Genomic DNA, 16,028 nt, shown 5'->3' with positions numbered 1-16,028 from the left:
GCCTAGCCGTGGGGCTCGGCCACTTCCTGCTGCGCCAGCGCCTCGAGCTGCTCCTGCTGGTAGACCACGATGCTGCGCTGGTGGATGCCGATGATGCCTTCGCGTTCCATCCACTTGAGCTCCACGTTGATGCGCTGGCGCGAGCCGCCCAGGAGCTGCGCGAGCTCGTCCTGCACCAGCGACAGCCCGATGGCGCCGCGCTGGCCGGGCACGGCGGCGCGCTCGCCGAATCGGCGCAGCACGTGCAGCAGCTGCTTGGCCAGCCGCGCGCGCAGGGGCAGGGTGGCCATGTCTTCCATCATCCAGTACAGGTAGCGCATGCGGCGCGCCTGCAGCGTGAGCAGGGCCTCGCCGAACTCGGGGTGTTCGCGCAGCAGCTGGCGGAACACGCCCTCGGCCACGCTCAGCACCGTGGTGGGGCCGTGGGCATGCGCGTCGTAGGTGTTGGGGCCGCGGTGCAGCACCTCGGCCTCGCCCACCCAGATGCCGGGCTCCACGTAGGCCAGCGTCACCTGCTTGCCCGAGGGCGTGGTGCGCCGAAACCGGATGGCGCCGCTGGCGCAGGCAAACCAGTCCTGCGCCAGATCACCCTGCTCCACGATCATCTGGCCGTGCGTGTAGCGCGTGACGCGCCCCAGCCGGAAGATGTCGTGCCGCAGCGACGGCGTGAGCGCGGCGAACCAGCGGCCCCGGTTGATGGCTTCGCGCTCCGGCGGGCTGAGGAAGGGGCGTTGCTGGTGGCGGTCGGCCAGGGGGCTCTCGGACTCTGGCAAGGCGGTGGTGGGCATGGCGGCAGGCTGGCGTTGGGCGGGGCCGGCCTGTGCGCGGGGCCGGGCCGACAGGGCGGAGAAAAAGGCGCAGGCGCCAAGTTTAGCGATGCGCCCCGGCATGCCGGGCGCGGCGCGGCACCTGCGCGACAGCAGGCGCTCCAGGCGGGGCCTTCGCGGGCCGTGGACGGGCGCGCGGCTTGCGCAAGAAGGCCAGGAGCCTGCGCTCGGCCGCGCTCAGCCCCCGGGGCGACGCGCTGCCGCCGATGCGGTCCCACACTTCCTGCAAGCCCGGGCCGGCGTCGGATGCAAGCCGCGAGCCCAGCTCCAGCACGGCAGGATGAACGTATGACTTCTTGCACACCGCTGGGGTGTTGCCCAGCTGGCGCGCCACCTCGGCCAGGATGGTCTTGGCGCTGTAGCGCACGTTTTTGTCGGCCGCGCCGGAGGCATCGGTCTGCGCACATGCCAGGCGGGTCAGCTCCAGCGCCTGCGTGGTGCCATGCCAGGTGCGGAAGTCCTTGGCCGTGAAGTGGTCGCCGCCGGTGGCGGCCGTGTCGTGCGTGATCTCGCGCAGGTAGTCGTTCACGTCGCCCGAGCCCACGGTACGTGGGGTGCCGTCTCCGTCCTCGTACTGGAAGAGCTCCTGCCCTGGCAGCTGCTGGCAGCGGCGCACCACCCGGGCCACGCGCGGGTCGTTCAGCTCGGCCTCCTGCAACACGCCGCTCTTGCCCCGAAAGCGCAGCCTGAGCTGGCTGCCGTGAAGCCGCGCATGCCGGGTGCGCAGCGTGGTCAGGCCGTAGGACCGGTTGCTGCTGGCGTATTCCTCGTTGCCCACGCGCAGGTAGGTGGTGTCCAGCAGGCGCACCAGCGCGGCCAGCACCAGCGTGCGCGTGAGCGGCTGGCCGCCGCGGTGCGCGGCCAGGTCGCGCGCCACGCGGGCGCGGATGCGCGGCAGCGCGCGGCCAAAGGCCTGCATGTGCTCGAACTTGCCTTCGTCGCGCTGCTGGCGCCACTGCGGGTGGTAGCGGTACTGGCGCCGTCCGCGCGCATCCAGCCCCGTGGCCTGCAGGTGGCCGTGGGGCAGGGGGCAGATCCACACATCGGTGTACGCGGGTGGAATGGCCAGGCGCTGGATGCGGGCGATCTCGTCCGGGTCCCGGAGCCATTGGCCGTCGGGCAGGCGGTAGCGAAAAGTCTTGTCGCTGCCGGGCTCCCGCGTGAGGCCTGGCATGGACGGGGTGACGTACACCAGCCCCCCGGGCAGCTTCTGTGGGCGGGGGGTGGGCCGGGGTGGCGCAGGTGCGCGGGGCGATGGGCAGGGGGTGGGCATCGGGGCGAGCAGGTGATAAGGACCAGTGCGTGGCCCCGATCACACCCGTGCCCGGGCGGTGCTGGTGTAGGTGCGCTGCGTGCGCCGGGGTGAGACAGGGACCGAATCGGCAGCGCCGCCGCGCCGCCATTTGGGGTGAATAGTGGCCCTTGCGCTTATTGAACAAGCGCCAATAGCTATAAAAAATGTAGCAATCTGCTCGGTCGGGCCGCGCTCAATCGGCCGCAGCCGGTTCCAGCGCAAAACCCACGCCGTACACCGACCGTATCCAGTCGCAGCCGTCGCCGCTGGCGGCCTTGAGCTTCCTGCGCAGGTTCTTGATGTGGCTGTCGATGGCGCGCTCGTTCACGTCCAGCGTGTCGTCGTAGGCCTGGTCCAGCAGCTGCGCGCGCGAGAAGATGCGCCCGCGCTGGCGCGCCAGCACCTGCAGCAGCCGGAACTCGCGCCGCGTGAGGCCCAGCGGCGTGCCGTGCAGCGTGGCCTGCCAATGCGATTCGTCGAGCACCAGCGCCGATCCGGCGGCGGGCGGCGGTTCCTGCGCGGCGGCCGTGCGGCGCAGCACGGCCCTGGCGCGGGCGACCACCTCGCGCGGCGAAAACGGCTTGCAGATGTAGTCGTCCGCGCCCAGCTCCAGGCCGATGAGGCGGTCCACCTCTTCCACGCGGGCGGTCAGCATGATGATGGGGTGCTGCGTGTGGCGCCGCGCCTGGCGCAGGATGGAGAGGCCGTCCATGCCGGGCAGCATGATGTCCAGCAGCGTGAGGTCGGGTGGCGCGGCCAGCAGGCTGGCGAGCGCGGCACGGCCCTCGGCCTGGTGCTCCACGGTGTAGCCCGCGTGGCGCAGGTAGTCGACCACGATGGCGGCGATGTCGGGTTCGTCTTCGACGACGAGGATGCGGTGGCTCATGAAGGGTTGTCCAGCAGGGGCAGTTGCAGGGTGACGCGCAGGCCTCCTTGCGGGGAGGCCTCGGCCGCGAGGGTGCCGCCATGGGCCAGCACGATGGCGCGGCAGATGGCCAGGCCCAGGCCGGAGCCGCCGTGGTCGCGGCTGCGCGAGGTTTCGGCACGGTACAGGCGCTCGAAGATGCGCGGCAGCTCGTGCGCGGGCACGCCGGGCGCGCTGTCGTCCAGCTGCACGCGCAGCAGCGGCGCGCCATCGGTGGCCCGTGTTTCCCCGGCCGTGACGCGCAACTGCCCGCCCGCATCGGTGTAGCGCAGGCTGTTTTCCAGCAGGTTCATGAAGACCTGGTGCAGCTGCTGCGCGTCGCCCCGCACCAGTGGCGCGGGGGCTTGCGCGGCCAGGGCCTCCAGGCCCGTGGTGTTCACCTCGATGCCGGCCTGGGCCAGGCGCGGGCGCATGGAGGCCAGCGCCTCGGCCAGCAGCGCGAGCGGGTGCACGGGCACCTGGGCCGACGGTGCACTGGTGCCAGCGGCATCCAGGCTGGCGCGCAGGTCGCCCACCAGCTGGATGAGGCGCATCACCTGCCGGTGCAGGCGCAGCGCGGTCTTGTCGTCAAACGGGCGCACGCCGTCCTGCACGGCTTCGATCTCGGCGCGCATGGCGGCCAGGGGCGTGCGCAGCTCGTGGGCCACGTCGCCCAGCCACTGGCGGCGCGAAGACTCGATGCTGCTCAGTTGTTCGGCCATGGTGTTGAAGGTGCGGGCCAGTCGGGCCAGTTCATCGTTGCCGTGCACGGGCACACGGGTGTGCAGGTGGCCCTGCGCAATCTCGCGCGCGCCGGTGGCCAGGGCCTCGACCGGGGCCAGCCAGCGCCGTGCCAGCCAGCCCGACAGCAGCAGCGCCAGCGCCAGGCCGGCCAGGCCCGTCCACGCCACGAAGCCCAGGTGTTGCGCCAGAAAGGCCTGGTCGGCCTCGCTGCGCACGCCCTGCGGGGGCGCCAGCACCAGATGGCCGATGGCCTGGCCGTCGGCGCCGGTCAGGGCCACGCGCGCGCTGCCGGGCTGGGGTGCCGTGCCTGCCACCAGCTTCTGCTGCGCGTCCACCAGGCCCAGGCGGGGAAACAGGTCGTCGGGGTGGCGTTGCGCGGATGGGGGCGGGGGGCCGCTGGTGCCACGCTCGCCCGGGGGCGGGCCGCCATCGGGGGGCGGGGGCGGCGGCGGCTGCTGCATGCCGCGCTCCGACGCCGGGTTGCCGTTCGCCATCCCGGGGGGCATGCCGGGCGGCTGTCCGCTGCGGTCGCTGGGCGGGGCGTCTTCCATGCCCTGGTGGCCACCCCGGCGCGGGCTTGCGCCCGGGTGGCTGAGCTGGCCCCAGAGGCGGGGCTGGCCGCGCAACGTGTCCCAGCCGCCCGTCTGTGTGTGGTGGGCCTGCAGGCGCTCCGCGAGCCAGCCCATGCGGGCCAGTTCGATCTCGGCCACGTAGGGCCCCAGGCCTCGCTGCAACCCCAGGCGGGAGAAGCCCGCAAAGATCAGCAGCAAGGCCAGCAGCAGGGCCGCCAGGGCGATGAAGGCTTTGCGGTGCAGGGTCAGGTGGGGCATCGGTGGGGCTGCAGGTGTCGTCAGCGGGCGGGTGGCGGGCCGCCCGCACCGCCGGGGCCGCCAGGCCCGCCCGCGGGCATGGCCACCAGGGTGCCGCCCATTGTGCGGCATGTGCCCGCGAGCGATTTGCCGTCGGGCATGGTCAACGTCACGCTGGCGCCTTCGGTCTTGCCCTTGCAGGCGGCATAGGCCTCGGGCGGCGGCGCGGGCGGGTCCTGCCGGCCGTGGGGTTGCGCCAGCACGGGGGTGGCGGATATTGCAGCCAGCATGGTCGTGAGCGCCACGCGGGCCAGCCAGCGGGGACGAAGAGAGTGCACAGGCATGGTGTTTTTTCTTTCAGTGTTGTGGAGAAAGGAGATCAGCGAGCCAGCGCCAGCACGTGCTACCGGCGCGGCGCGTCTGAGGGCGCAGTGGATTAAGGAAAGCGGTTGACGGGTGGGGCACGTTGTCAGAAACCGGCGCCGCCCAGGCCAGTGCACCCGAGGAACCGGCTTCGCCGGGCCACCGGGTGCGTCCCCCTTCGGGGGAAGGCGCCGAAGGCGACTCAGGGGGGCTTTCAGTCAAGCAGCGATCGAGATCGTGATGTTGGCCGAGTACCCGCCGCCGCTGTTGGCCTGCATGGTGGTCATCTCCAGCGTGGTGCCGTCGCTGAAGACGTTGTCCGTGGCGAACGACATGGAGGCCAGGTTGCGCACGCTGGCGCTGTAGCCCGAATTGGCGCTGTAGATGGTGCTGAGCAAGGCCGTGGGGAAGGCCAGCTGCGTGGTCTTGATCTTGTTGCTCGCGCTGCTGGCGGCGGCCAGGCTGCGGTACACCTCCAGGTGCATGTGGGGCATGCGGCCCGCGTAGCAGCCAGGCACGATGGTGGTGAAGGTGACCGTGCCGCTCGCATCGGTGGCCTGCACGCCGCGCAGGTAGTTGTCGGCGATGTTGCTGGAGCTGTACACGGAGTAGTTGCCGTCCTGCGTGCAGTGCCACAGGTAGATGGCGTAGCCGGACAGCGCGGCGCAGCTTGCGTTGGTGTTGGTCAGCGTGATCGTGATGGTGAACGGCACGCCGCTGACCTGCGTGGACGAACCGATGGAGCTGCGGATGTCCGAGCGCACGATACCGCTGAGCGCCAGCACGTTGTAGGTGTTGTTGCTGGCATTGGAGCCATCGGCAGGGTAGGGGCCGGCGGTTTCCTCCGGAACAACCGAGCAGGTGGTGGTGGTGCCTGTCCCGGTGCCCGTGCCTGTTCCCGTTCCGGTCCCCGTGCCGGCGGTCTCGGTCGTGTCGCTGGCTTCGGTGTCGCTGCCCCCGCCCCCGCAGCCAAGGAGCGTGGCCACGCCCAGCGAACCCAGGGCATTCAGCGCAAGGCGGCGGTTGGAAGGGGCCTGTGCGGCGGCGGCCAGGGGCTCGGGGAAGGGGAGGCGGTCCATGGATGGCTCCTGCAAGTGGGTATGGCCTGCACTGTGCCGTCCGATTGGGGAGAAATTTGGGAGCCGCTGCTCCCTCGGAATGCTATAAATTCAATAGCTATCAGCGCTTGTCCCTAAAGCGCAAAAGCGGTTTTTTGCCGGAAACCGTGGGCACCGGATGCAAGCGCACTGCGCGGCGCCGGGCGGGCTTCGTGGGCTTACTTCGCCGCCCCGGTGGCCTCGTGCCGGCAGCTGAAGGACCGGTCGCCACGCACGATGTCGTCGCTGCCGCACTGCCATTTGTGGATGTCCGTCTGCTGCTTGCGGGTGCGCAGCACGGGGGTGTAGACCAGGTGCTTGCCAGCCAGCGCCCGGTCGCCTGAGCTGTCGGCAATGGTCAGCCGCACCACGCCATTGGCCGGATCGATGGCCATGGCCTGGAAGCCGGTGGGAAGCTGCCCGGGCCGGCCCAGGCCGATGGCGGCGGCGCTGGCGGGAAAGGCGCCGGTGCTCCGGTAGTGGTTCTCCACCAGCCCCAGCACCGTGCGCGCGGCGCCGTCCAGCTGGCGCACGGCTTCGCGGCGCGGATTGGCGGGCTCCTCTCCCTGGTGCCACAGCGCCACGGCCACCATGGCCGCAAAGCTCAAGGCGGCCACCCCGCCCAGCATCACCAGCGCCTTGAGGAACCAGCCGGGCCCGCGGACCAGGGCCACGGCCTGCTGGATGGCGGTATCGCTGGCGTGGCGGGAGACCACGAACGTGCCCGTGATCGAACTGTGCAGGCCCCGCTCGCCAAACAGGGCGGTCAGCAGGCGGTGCAGCAGGAACGGCACGGCCAGCGTGAGCGCCAGGGTGAGCGAGTACTTCAGAAAGTGCCGCAGCACGGACCGCGCGATGCCAGGGCGTTCACCCGTGCGGGTCGCCACCCGCATGCCGAGCAGCCGCTTGCCCGCCGAGCCCTGGCCCAGCGCATCCATCAGCGCGGGGAGGAACAGGCCGAGGATGCCCAGCGCCAGCGCGGCCGGGTACGTGGCGCCCGGGGCGCTGTCGAAGGCCGGGCGCGCGAACACCCAGGCCAGCGCCAGCGCGACCGGAAAGGCCGCCATGCATGCGCCGTCGATCAGCGTGGCACCCAGGCGCGCCATGGTGCCCGGAAACACCTCCACCAGCCGCGCCGGCGCGGGTGTCTGGGCGGGCTGCCCCCGGCCTGCCGGGGCCCTCGGGGCGGGCATGTCCGCCACCAGCGGCGCCTGGCAACTGAAACACTGCGTGTAGGAAGCATGGTTCTGCCAGTTGCAGCGGGGGCATTGCATGGAGGGTGCGCCTGGGGTGGGCAAGAGGCCGCGCCAGGCGGCCTCCTCGCGGGGTGGGGGCTCAGTGCCGTGCGGGCGGCGCGGTGTGCGCCATCAGGCGGTCCGTCAGCGCGATGGCCAGCGCGCTCAGCAGGAACACCACGTGGATGATGGTCTGCCACATCAGCACCTTGAGGTCGTAGTTGGCGGCGTTGATGAAGGTCTTGAGCAGGTGGATCGAACTGATGCCGATGATGGCGGTGGCCAGCTTGACCTTGAGCACCGAGGCGTTCACGTGGCTCAGCCATTCGGGCTGGTCGGGGTGGTCTTCCAGGTGCAGGCGCGAGACGAAGGTCTCGTACCCGCCCACGATCACCATGATCAGCAGGTTGGAGATCATCACCACATCGATCAGCGCCAGCACCACCAGCATGATGATGGTCTCGTTGAGCGCGGTGACCTCGAAATCGCTCTTGTAGCCGATGCTGGAGACCAGCTGCTTGAGCGCGGCGGTGTTGCCGAAGGCTGCCTCGATCAGGTGCACCAGCTCCACCCAGAAGTGGAACACGTACACCGCCTGCGCCAGGATCAGGCCCAGGTACAGGGGCAGCTGCAGCCAGCGGCTGGCAAAGATCAGCGACGGCAAGGGGCGCATGGGCGACGGGGTGGCGGGATTTGGGGGGAGGGACATGGAATGTAGGGTGGGACTTGGGTCGCGCGATTTTAGGGGTGCCGCGTGACAGCCCCTCGCGCACAGGTGCCTTCTTCCCTGCCCGGCACTGGCGATTCTGTAAGCTTCGTGCCAGTCAGTGGCTTGTAAGTGCCGCGTCCGACAGTACCGCCCAATTCCAATTCCATCAGACCCAGGAGACAACACCATGAGTGCGCCCACATCCGCGATCGAGTCCGTATTGGTTGAGAACCGCGTGTTCCCGCCCGCCGATGCGGTCGTCAAGGCTGCCCGCATTTCGGGCATGGCGGGCTACGATGCGCTGTGTGCCGAAGCCGACAAGGACTTCGAAGGCTTCTGGGCCCGCCTGGCCCGCGAGAACGTGCAGTGGACCAAGCCTTTCACGCGCACGCTGGATGAATCCAACGCACCCTTCTTCCAGTGGTTCGCCGATGGGGAACTCAACGCCTCGGCCAACTGCCTGGACCGCCACATCGGCACGCCCACCGAGAACAAGACCGCCATCGTCTTCGAGGCCGACGACGGCACCGTCACCAGGATCACCTACAAGGAGCTGCTGGCCCGCGTGAGCCAGTTCGCCAACGCGCTCAAGGCCCACGGCGTGAACAAGGGCGACCGCGTGCTGATCTACATGCCCATGACCATCGAGGGCGTGATCGCCATGCAGGCCTGCGCGCGCATCGGCGCCACGCACAGCGTGGTGTTTGGCGGCTTCAGCGCCAAGGCGGTGCATGAGCGCATCATCGACGCGGGGGCCGTGGCCGTCATCACGGCCAACTACCAGATGCGCGGCGGCAAGGAACTGCCGCTCAAGGCCATCATCGACGAGGCCCTGGCGACGGGCGGCTGCGACACGCTGCGCCACGTGTTTGTCTATGAACGCACATCCACGGCCTGCAACATGGTGGCGGGGCGCGACAAGACCTTCGCCGAGGCGCTTGCGGGCCAGAGCACCGACTGCCCGCCGGTGGCCGTGGGGGCCGAGCACCCGCTGTTCATCCTGTACACCAGCGGTTCCACCGGCAAGCCCAAGGGCGTGCAGCACAGCACCGGCGGCTACCTGCTGTGGGCCAAGCTCACGATGGACTGGACCTTCGACCTGCGCCCGGACGACGTGTTCTGGTGCACGGCCGACATCGGCTGGATCACCGGCCACACCTACGTGGCCTATGGACCGCTGGCGGCTGGCGCCACGCAGATCATCTTCGAGGGCATTCCCACCTTCCCCAACGCCGGGCGCTTCTGGCAGATGATCGAAAAGCACCGGTGCACGATCTTCTACACCGCGCCCACCGCCATCCGCTCGCTCATCAAGGCGGCCGAGGCCGACGCCGCCGTGCACCCCGCGCGGTCGGACCTGTCGAGCCTGCGCATCCTGGGCAGCGTGGGCGAGCCCATCAACCCCGAGGCCTGGATGTGGTACCACAAGAACGTGGGCGGCGAGCGCTGCCCCATCGTGGACACCTTCTGGCAGACCGAGACCGGCGGCCACGTGATCACCCCGCTGCCCGGCGCCACGCCGCTGGTGCCCGGCAGCTGCACGCTGCCGCTGCCCGGCATCACCGCAGCCATCGTGGACGAGACCGGTAACGATGTGGCCAACGGCGCCGGCGGCATCCTGGTCATCAAGCGCCCGTGGCCCAGCATGATCCGCACCATCTGGAACGATCCCGAGCGCTTCAAGAAGAGCTACTTCCCCGAAGAGCTCAAGGGCTACTACCTGGCTGGCGATGGCGCCGTGCGCAGCGCCGACCGGGGCTACTTCCGCATCACGGGCCGCATCGACGACGTGCTCAACGTGTCGGGCCACCGCATGGGCACGATGGAGATCGAATCGGCACTGGTCTCCAAGACCGACCTGGTGGCGGAGGCCGCCGTGGTGGGCCGCCCCGACGATGTGACCGGCGAGGCGATCTGCGCCTTCGTGGTGCTCAAGCGCTCGCGCCCCACCGGCGACGAGGCCAAGCAGATCGCCAACGAACTGCGCAACTGGGTCGCCAAGGAGATTGGCCCCATCGCCAAGCCCAAGGACATCCGCTTTGGCGACAACCTGCCCAAGACCCGCAGCGGCAAGATCATGCGCCGGCTTCTGCGCAGCATCGCCAAGGGGGAAGCCATCACGCAGGACACGAGCACGTTGGAGAACCCCGCAATCCTGGATCAGTTGGCCCAGACCAACTGATCCAGGAGGTGCCGTGCATGCGGCGCCAGCGTGCAGCGCCTGCGGGTTTGGGGCCACTCATGTCGCCACAGGCGATGTGACGTGGCCACAGAATCCGGCAATCCTGGACCAGCTGGCCAAGGCCAACTGACCAGAGGGCGGTGCACCGCCGCGGGGCGCGGGCGCGCTGCGCCTGCAAATCAGCGTGGTGGGGGGGCCTGCCTGGGGGCGTGGCTGGCGTTCACCGTTCACGGGAACCTCGCCATCGGCAACGGGGTGCCGTCCAGCCCGAAGGCGTGCGCGGCCCCTTGTAGGACACCGACTGAAACCGCTCCCCCGCGGCGCGGGATGGCCCCTGCATGGGTTACAACGGCGGCATCGTGTCCCAGGCTGCATGCCTGGGCGCTGCATACCGGAGGTTTCCCATGCATCTGCGTTCCATAGTCCTTTTGTTGACGGTGCTGGCCATCGCGATCCTCGCGGCGCTCAACTGGCCCACCCTGGCCGCTCCCGCCCTGGTCTCCCTGGGGATCGTGGTCTTCGAGGCACCGCTGGGCCTCATCATGCTGGCCCTGACGGCCCTGCTGGGGATACTCTTCCTGGCCTACGTCCTGTCCCTCCAGGGGTTCGTGCTCATGGAGACGCGGCGCCACGGCAAGGAGATGCAAGTCCAGCGTGAACTGGCCGACAAGGCAGAAGCCTCGCGGTTCACGGAATTGCGCACCTTCCTGGATGCCCAGCACCATCAGGCGCACGCCGCCTTGCTGACCCGGCTGGACCAGCTGGAGGCGCGCCTGGCGGCGCGGGTCGCCGAATCCGACAATTCCACCGCGGCCTACGTGGGGCAGCTGGAACACCAGCTGCGCACCCGGGGCCTGGAGCCCGCGCCCGTGGTGCCGCCACTCGTCTGATCCCCGCTTGCGCGAGGCGCGGGCGGCAGGGCCCGGAAACGTTTGCGGCCGTGACAGGGATCTGGCACGGCCGCAAGGGGCGGGGAAGGGCGATGCAGCCCCCCGCCGTAAGTCCATCAAAGGCGCATCACTTTTGCGTCAGCACCCAAGCCGCCAGCTTCTTGGCCTCTGCATCGTTGACCTGCGCGTTGGCCGGCATCGGGACCGGACCCCATACGCCCGCGCCACCCTTGATGATCTTGGCGGCCAGCTTGTCCACGGCATCCTTCTGGCCCGCATACTTGGCGGCCACGTCCTTGTACGAAGGACCCACCAGCTTCTTGTCCACGGCGTGGCAGGCCATGCAGTTCTTCGAGGTCGCCAGGGCCAGATCGGCCATGGCGGGTGCCGCAACCGACAGCGTCATGGCAAGGGTGATCAGGGTACGCTTCATGGTGGGATTTCCTGTGGGTTGGGTTACAGTTCTTTTAATGGAATTGTAGTGAGTTGGGTTGACAGGCATTTGTCTGTCGTCAACCCGGCGTTTTCTGGAGATCGCGATGTACCTGCTGGGTCTTTCACTGGTGCTTCTGGCACTGAAGTATTTCGAGATCGGACCCGTGGCCAACTGGTCCTGGTGGTGGGTGCTGGCACCCTTTGCCGCCACGGCCCTATGGTGGGCCTGGGCGGATTCCACAGGGTATACGAAACGTAAAGCCATGGAAAAGATGGACCAGCGCAAGCAGGACCGGATCAACAAGAACAAGGAAGCCCTGGGCATGCGCCCGCGCAAACCACGCTGAGTGCATGCCGTGCTGGCCCTGTGCCCAGGCGGTTTGAACCAGCAGCTTAGCTGCGCCATCCCAATAAAAACGCCCGGGGCACACGTGCTCCGGGCATTTTTTTGCCTAGAGAGCGGGGGGCATTGGCGCACTCCCCGCTCACCCTGTCTCTGGCGCCGCAGGCGACAACTCAATAGGCGTCCAACACCGCACCCTTGCTCGCGCTCGATGCATTGAAGGCGAACTTGGCCTGCACGCCGCGGGTGTAGCGGGGGGCAGGGGCCGTCCAGGCGGCGCGGCGCTTGACGATTTCTTCCTCGGGCACGTTCAGCTCCAGCAGCAGCTGGCGCGCGTCGATGGTGATGCTGTCGCCTTCGTTGACGAAGGCGATGGTGCCGCCGGCCGCCGCCTCGGGCGCCACGTGGCCCACCACCATGCCCCAGGTGCCGCCGGAGAAGCGGCCGTCGGTGATCAGTCCCACGCTTTCGCCCAGGCCGGCGCCAATGAGCGCACCGGTGGGGGCCAGCATCTCGGGCATGCCGGGGCCGCCCTTGGGGCCGAGGTAGCGCAGCACCATCACGTCGCCGGCCTTGATCTTGCCGGCCAGGATGGCTTCGAGGGCCGATTGTTCGTCGTCGAACACGCGGGCGGGGCCGGTGATGACGGGGTTCTTCAGGCCCGTGATCTTGGCCACGGCACCCTCGGGGCTCAGGTTGCCCTTGAGGATGGCCAGGTGGCCCTGCGCGTACATCGGGTTGTCGATGCCGCGGATCACGTCCTGGTCGGCGCGGGGCACGTCGGGCACGTCCTGGAGCACTTCGGCAATCGTCTTGCCGCTGATGGTGATGCAGTCGCCATGCAGCAGGCCGGCGTTGAGCAGCACCTTCATCACTTGCGGGATGCCGCCCGCGCGGTGCAGGTCCACGGCCAGGTACTTGCCGCTGGGCTTGAGGTCGCACAGCACGGGGGTCTTCTGGCGCACGCGCTCGAAGTCGTCGATGGTCCATTCCACGCCGGCGGCGTGTGCGATGGCCAGGAAGTGCAGCACCGCGTTGGTGGAGCCGCCGGTGGCCATGATCACGGCCACGGCGTTCTCGATGGCCTTCTTGGTCACGATGTCGCGGGGCTTCAGGTCCATCTTGATGGCCTCGATCAGCACCTTGGCCGATTCCTTGGCCGAGTTCATCTTCTCGTCGTGCGGGTTGGCCATGGTGGACGAGTACGGCAGGCTGATGCCCAGGGCTTCAAACGCGCTGGACATGGTGTTGGCGGTGTACATCCCGCCGCACGAGCCGGTGCCGGGGATGGCGCGCTTCTCGATTTCCTTCAGGTCGAAGTCGCTCATCTTGCCCGCGGCGTTCTCGCCCACGGCCTCGAACACGCTCACGATGTTCAGGTCCTTGCCCTGGTAGTGGCCGGGCAGGATGGTGCCGCCGTAGACGTAGATGGCGGGCACGTTGGCGCGCAGCATGCCCATCAGGCCGCCGGGCATGTTCTTGTCGCAGCCGCCCACCACCAGCACGCCGTCCATCCACTGGCCGCCCACGCAGGTCTCGATGCAGTCGCTGATGACCTCGCGGCTCACCAGGCTGTACTTCATGCCTTCGGTGCCCATCGCCATGCCGTCGCTGATGGTGGGCGTGCCGAACACCTGGGCGTTGCCGCCCGCTTCCTCGATGCCGGCGATGGCCGCGTCGGCCAGCTTCTGCAGGCCGCTGTTGCAGGGCGTGATGGTGCTGTGGCCGTTGGCCACGCCGACCATGGGCTTGACGAAGTCGCCTTCCTCGTAGCCCATGGCGTAGTACATGGAGCGGTTGGGCGCGCGCGACTTGCCTTGCGTGATGTTGGCGCTGCGGCGGTTGATGGGCTGGATCGGGATGGTCTTGCTGTCTGCCATGGCGGTTTTCCTGGTGGGGAGTCGTTGTAGTGGGAAGACGCCGCAGAGGGGCGCACGGGTCTTCGGCTGTCGGGGTGCAAGTATGCGAGGTTTGGAGTGGCGTTTCCAATCCCTTTCGCCTGCTTCAGTAATATATAAAACATATCACCGGATCACCACCGCTATGAAAGAAGCATTCATCGACGTGCGCGCCTGGCGCCAGTTCGTGGCCGTGGCCGAGGAGCTGCACTTCGGCCGCGCCGCGCTGCGCCTGCACATGACGCAGCCGCCCCTGACCCAGGCGATCGCGCAGATGGAGCGCTCGCTGGGCGTGGTGCTGTTCGACCGCACGCGCCGGCGCGTGGCGCTGACCCCGGCGGGCGAGGCGCTGCTGCCCGACGTGCGCGACTTTCTGGAGCGTGCGCAGGCCTTGCCGGCCCGCGCCCGCGCGGCGGCGGCCGGTGAGGTGGGGCGCGTGCGCCTGGGATTCGTCTCCACCATCGGGTTCGAGCGCCTGCCTGAATGGGTGCGGGACTTTCGCGTGTTGTGCCCCCAGGTGGCGCTGGAACTGGTAGAGGCCACGGGCGATGTGCAGCGCGAACTGTTTGCGCGCGGTGAACTGGACGCCGGGCTCATGCTGCATTCGCCGGGCTTCGCGCCGCCCGGGCTGGCGCGGCTGGTGGTGGCGCAGGAGCCGCTGGTGCTCGCCTTGCCCGAGCGCCACGCGCTGGCCGGTGCGCCGCGCCTGGACCTGGCGCGGGTGCTGGCCGAACCTTTGGTGATCTTTCCGCGCCGCATCGTGCCTTCGCTGCACGACGCGATCTTTGCGCTGTACCACGCAGCGGGCCGCGTGCCCGTGGTGGCGCAGGAGGCCATCCAGATGCAGACCATCGTCAACCTGGTATGGGGCGGCCTGGGCGTGGCGTGGGTGCCCGAGAGCGTGACCCAGTTCCGCCGCGAGGGCGTGGTCTACCGCGCTGCGGATGCGTTCGGGGCCGCGCCGGCCAGGGCCGCCAAGGCGGCCGCCGCGCCGCCACTGCCCGTGTGCGAAACCAGCCTGGTCTGGCCCGCCGCGCTCAACAACCCCGCGCTGGCGCGCTTCACTGATTTTGTGCGCGAGCGCTCGGCGGTGGGCTGAGTCAGCCCGCCGCGGCCGGCGCGGTGCGCCCGCGCGCGAACAGCAGCCCCACCGCGATGGCCAGCAGTGGCAGCATCACCGCGTTGATCGCCGTCCAGCCCACGCCAGTGAGCAGCGCGCCCGAGGCAAAGGACATGGCCGCCGCCACGGTGCCGTTGGCCAGTTGCATCAGCGCCTGCGCCTGGCCGCGCTCCTCGGGTGCATGGCTTTCGGCGAGCAGCGCTGTGCCCGAGATCACCATCAGGTTCCAGCCCGTGCCCAGCAGGAAGGAGCTGGCCAGGAATTCGGTGAACGCCATGCCCGAGAGCGCCACCGCCGCGCTGGCCGCCAGACAGGCCGCCCCCACGGCCGCCACCGGGCGGCTGCCGAAGCGGTCCACGAGCTGGCCCGCGAACAGCGCCGGGAAGAACATGCCGATCACATGCCACTGGATCACCTGCGCGGCCGATGCCGCCGAGAAGCCGCACACCTCCATGGCCAGCGGCGTGGCGTTCATCACCAGGATCATCAGGCCGTGGCCGATGGCCGCCATCACCACGGCGGCGCGCAGCCCGGGCCGGGCGAGCAGGGTGCGCATGGCCGCGATGCCGCCCGCCGCAGGCTGGGGCGCGGCCCCCTCGCGTAGCCGTGCCATCACCGCCCACCCGAGTGCGGACAACACCGCAATGGCCAGGTAGGCGCCCGCCAGCGGCGTGGCCAGCAGGTTGCGCGACCACAGCGCCAGCGGTGGCGCGAACACGGCGGCGCACAGGCCGCCTGCCACCACGCAGGCCGCCGCGCGCCCTTTTTGCTGCGGGTCCACCGCCTCCAGCGCCGCATAGGTGTAGTAGCCCGACGATGCCTGGTACGCGCCGATGGCCAGCGTGCCCGCGCAGAACACGGCAAAGCTGCCCCATTGCACGCCCGCCATGCTCACCAGCCCGCCCGCCACGCCAAGGAGCGCACCGGCCTGCAGCCCCGCGCGCCGCCCCCGGCGCTGCATGAACAGCGACAGCGGCTGCACCGACAGCAGGTTGCCCAGAACCAGCAGCGCCAGCGGCAGCGTGGCGAGGGTGGGCCAGGGCGCCAGCCTTGCCCCCACGATGGAGGTGAGTGTGATGCCGATGATGGAGCAGCCCCAGTAAAGGGCCTGGCCCGCGAACAGAAGGCGAACGGACGCATTGCGCAAGAGCAGCATGGATGGCTTTCGGTGGTGCGCC

General features: G+C 69.4%; 15 protein-coding genes. 4 read left to right on the top strand and 11 right to left on the bottom strand.

Annotated elements, in window-relative coordinates:
• Window positions 1-2 precede the first annotated feature (2 nt).
• The 8 genes from AC1RCS_RS22345 to AC1RCS_RS22310 form a co-directional block, all read right to left on the bottom strand.
• Complete coding sequence (locus tag AC1RCS_RS22345; RefSeq protein WP_492246048.1) at window positions 3-788, bottom strand: Crp/Fnr family transcriptional regulator; 786 nt, start codon at window positions 786-788, stop codon at window positions 3-5.
• An 82-nt stretch (window positions 789-870) separates the two neighbouring features.
• Complete coding sequence (locus tag AC1RCS_RS22340; protein ID WP_492246047.1) at window positions 871-2,100, bottom strand: DNA topoisomerase IB; 1,230 nt, start codon at window positions 2,098-2,100, stop codon at window positions 871-873.
• A gap of 214 nt (window positions 2,101-2,314) precedes the next feature.
• Window positions 2,315-3,007 (bottom strand): response regulator, encoded by a 693-nt coding sequence (locus AC1RCS_RS22335; protein ID WP_218340787.1) that lies wholly within the window; start codon window positions 3,005-3,007, stop codon window positions 2,315-2,317.
• Complete coding sequence (locus AC1RCS_RS22330) at window positions 3,004-4,599, bottom strand: ATP-binding protein (RefSeq protein WP_492246046.1); 1,596 nt, start codon at window positions 4,597-4,599, stop codon at window positions 3,004-3,006. The genes AC1RCS_RS22335 and AC1RCS_RS22330 overlap by 4 nt, the downstream gene beginning before the upstream one ends.
• Window positions 4,600-4,619: 20 nt before the next feature.
• A complete protein-coding gene (locus tag AC1RCS_RS22325) occupies window positions 4,620-4,922 on the bottom strand; it encodes a hypothetical protein (protein WP_492246045.1) in 303 nt (100 codons plus the stop codon).
• A 237-nt stretch (window positions 4,923-5,159) separates the two neighbouring features.
• Window positions 5,160-6,020 carry a dioxygenase family protein gene (locus tag AC1RCS_RS22320; protein ID WP_492246044.1) on the bottom strand — a complete coding sequence of 287 codons (861 nt, stop codon included), beginning with the start codon at window positions 6,018-6,020 and terminating at the stop codon, window positions 5,160-5,162.
• 197 nt (window positions 6,021-6,217) lie between these two features.
• A complete protein-coding gene (locus AC1RCS_RS22315) occupies window positions 6,218-7,312 on the bottom strand; it encodes an RDD family protein (protein ID WP_218294119.1) in 1,095 nt (364 codons plus the stop codon).
• 61 nt (window positions 7,313-7,373) lie between these two features.
• Window positions 7,374-7,982, bottom strand: coding sequence for a TIGR00645 family protein (locus tag AC1RCS_RS22310; RefSeq protein ID WP_255591377.1), 609 nt, complete (start codon window positions 7,980-7,982; stop codon window positions 7,374-7,376).
• A gap of 187 nt (window positions 7,983-8,169) precedes the next feature.
• Between AC1RCS_RS22310 and acs the strand changes: the two genes are divergently transcribed.
• Complete coding sequence (gene acs, locus AC1RCS_RS22305) at window positions 8,170-10,164, top strand: acetate--CoA ligase (protein WP_218340791.1); 1,995 nt, start codon at window positions 8,170-8,172, stop codon at window positions 10,162-10,164.
• A 404-nt stretch (window positions 10,165-10,568) separates the two neighbouring features.
• The gene (locus AC1RCS_RS22300; protein WP_492246043.1) at window positions 10,569-11,054 is read left to right on the top strand and encodes a LapA family protein; all 486 of its coding nucleotides are present in this window, start codon (window positions 10,569-10,571) and stop codon (window positions 11,052-11,054) included.
• A 127-nt stretch (window positions 11,055-11,181) separates the two neighbouring features.
• Here the strand turns inward: AC1RCS_RS22300 and AC1RCS_RS22295 are convergent, their stop codons facing one another.
• Window positions 11,182-11,487, bottom strand: coding sequence for a c-type cytochrome (locus AC1RCS_RS22295; protein WP_218294122.1), 306 nt, complete (start codon window positions 11,485-11,487; stop codon window positions 11,182-11,184).
• A gap of 106 nt (window positions 11,488-11,593) precedes the next feature.
• Between AC1RCS_RS22295 and AC1RCS_RS22290 the strand changes: the two genes are divergently transcribed.
• Window positions 11,594-11,836 (top strand): TIGR04438 family Trp-rich protein, encoded by a 243-nt coding sequence (locus AC1RCS_RS22290; RefSeq protein ID WP_218294123.1) that lies wholly within the window; start codon window positions 11,594-11,596, stop codon window positions 11,834-11,836.
• 169 nt (window positions 11,837-12,005) lie between these two features.
• Here the strand turns inward: AC1RCS_RS22290 and ilvD are convergent, their stop codons facing one another.
• Complete coding sequence (ilvD, locus tag AC1RCS_RS22285; protein WP_218294128.1) at window positions 12,006-13,712, bottom strand: dihydroxy-acid dehydratase; 1,707 nt, start codon at window positions 13,710-13,712, stop codon at window positions 12,006-12,008.
• A 163-nt stretch (window positions 13,713-13,875) separates the two neighbouring features.
• Between ilvD and AC1RCS_RS22280 the strand changes: the two genes are divergently transcribed.
• Complete coding sequence (locus AC1RCS_RS22280; RefSeq protein ID WP_492246042.1) at window positions 13,876-14,829, top strand: LysR family transcriptional regulator; 954 nt, start codon at window positions 13,876-13,878, stop codon at window positions 14,827-14,829.
• Window position 14,830: 1 nt separating this feature from the next.
• Here the strand turns inward: AC1RCS_RS22280 and AC1RCS_RS22275 are convergent, their stop codons facing one another.
• Window positions 14,831-16,006 carry an MFS transporter gene (locus AC1RCS_RS22275; RefSeq protein WP_492246041.1) on the bottom strand — a complete coding sequence of 392 codons (1,176 nt, stop codon included), beginning with the start codon at window positions 16,004-16,006 and terminating at the stop codon, window positions 14,831-14,833.
• Between the last annotated feature and the right edge of the window lie 22 nt (window positions 16,007-16,028).

The organism is Acidovorax sp. GW823-FHT01C06, assembly GCF_058798375.1.
The sequence above is the reverse complement of the archived record's forward strand: the minus strand, read 5'-3'. Positions and strand labels throughout refer to the sequence as shown.

Coding starts and splice junctions, on each gene's coding strand:
- AC1RCS_RS22345 (WP_492246048.1), bottom strand. CDS start 788: ATGCCCACCACCGCCTTGCCAGAGTCCGAGAGCCCCCTGGCCGACCGC.
- AC1RCS_RS22340 (WP_492246047.1), bottom strand. CDS start 2,100: ATGCCCACCCCCTGCCCATCGCCCCGCGCACCTGCGCCACCCCGGCCC.
- AC1RCS_RS22335 (WP_218340787.1), bottom strand. CDS start 3,007: ATGAGCCACCGCATCCTCGTCGTCGAAGACGAACCCGACATCGCCGCC.
- AC1RCS_RS22330 (WP_492246046.1), bottom strand. CDS start 4,599: ATGCCCCACCTGACCCTGCACCGCAAAGCCTTCATCGCCCTGGCGGCC.
- AC1RCS_RS22325 (WP_492246045.1), bottom strand. CDS start 4,922: ATGCCTGTGCACTCTCTTCGTCCCCGCTGGCTGGCCCGCGTGGCGCTC.
- AC1RCS_RS22320 (WP_492246044.1), bottom strand. CDS start 6,020: ATGGACCGCCTCCCCTTCCCCGAGCCCCTGGCCGCCGCCGCACAGGCC.
- AC1RCS_RS22315 (WP_218294119.1), bottom strand. CDS start 7,312: ATGCAATGCCCCCGCTGCAACTGGCAGAACCATGCTTCCTACACGCAG.
- AC1RCS_RS22310 (WP_255591377.1), bottom strand. CDS start 7,982: ATGTCCCTCCCCCCAAATCCCGCCACCCCGTCGCCCATGCGCCCCTTG.
- acs (WP_218340791.1), top strand. CDS start 8,170: ATGAGTGCGCCCACATCCGCGATCGAGTCCGTATTGGTTGAGAACCGC.
- AC1RCS_RS22300 (WP_492246043.1), top strand. CDS start 10,569: ATGCATCTGCGTTCCATAGTCCTTTTGTTGACGGTGCTGGCCATCGCG.
- AC1RCS_RS22295 (WP_218294122.1), bottom strand. CDS start 11,487: ATGAAGCGTACCCTGATCACCCTTGCCATGACGCTGTCGGTTGCGGCA.
- AC1RCS_RS22290 (WP_218294123.1), top strand. CDS start 11,594: ATGTACCTGCTGGGTCTTTCACTGGTGCTTCTGGCACTGAAGTATTTC.
- ilvD (WP_218294128.1), bottom strand. CDS start 13,712: ATGGCAGACAGCAAGACCATCCCGATCCAGCCCATCAACCGCCGCAGC.
- AC1RCS_RS22280 (WP_492246042.1), top strand. CDS start 13,876: ATGAAAGAAGCATTCATCGACGTGCGCGCCTGGCGCCAGTTCGTGGCC.
- AC1RCS_RS22275 (WP_492246041.1), bottom strand. CDS start 16,006: ATGCTGCTCTTGCGCAATGCGTCCGTTCGCCTTCTGTTCGCGGGCCAG.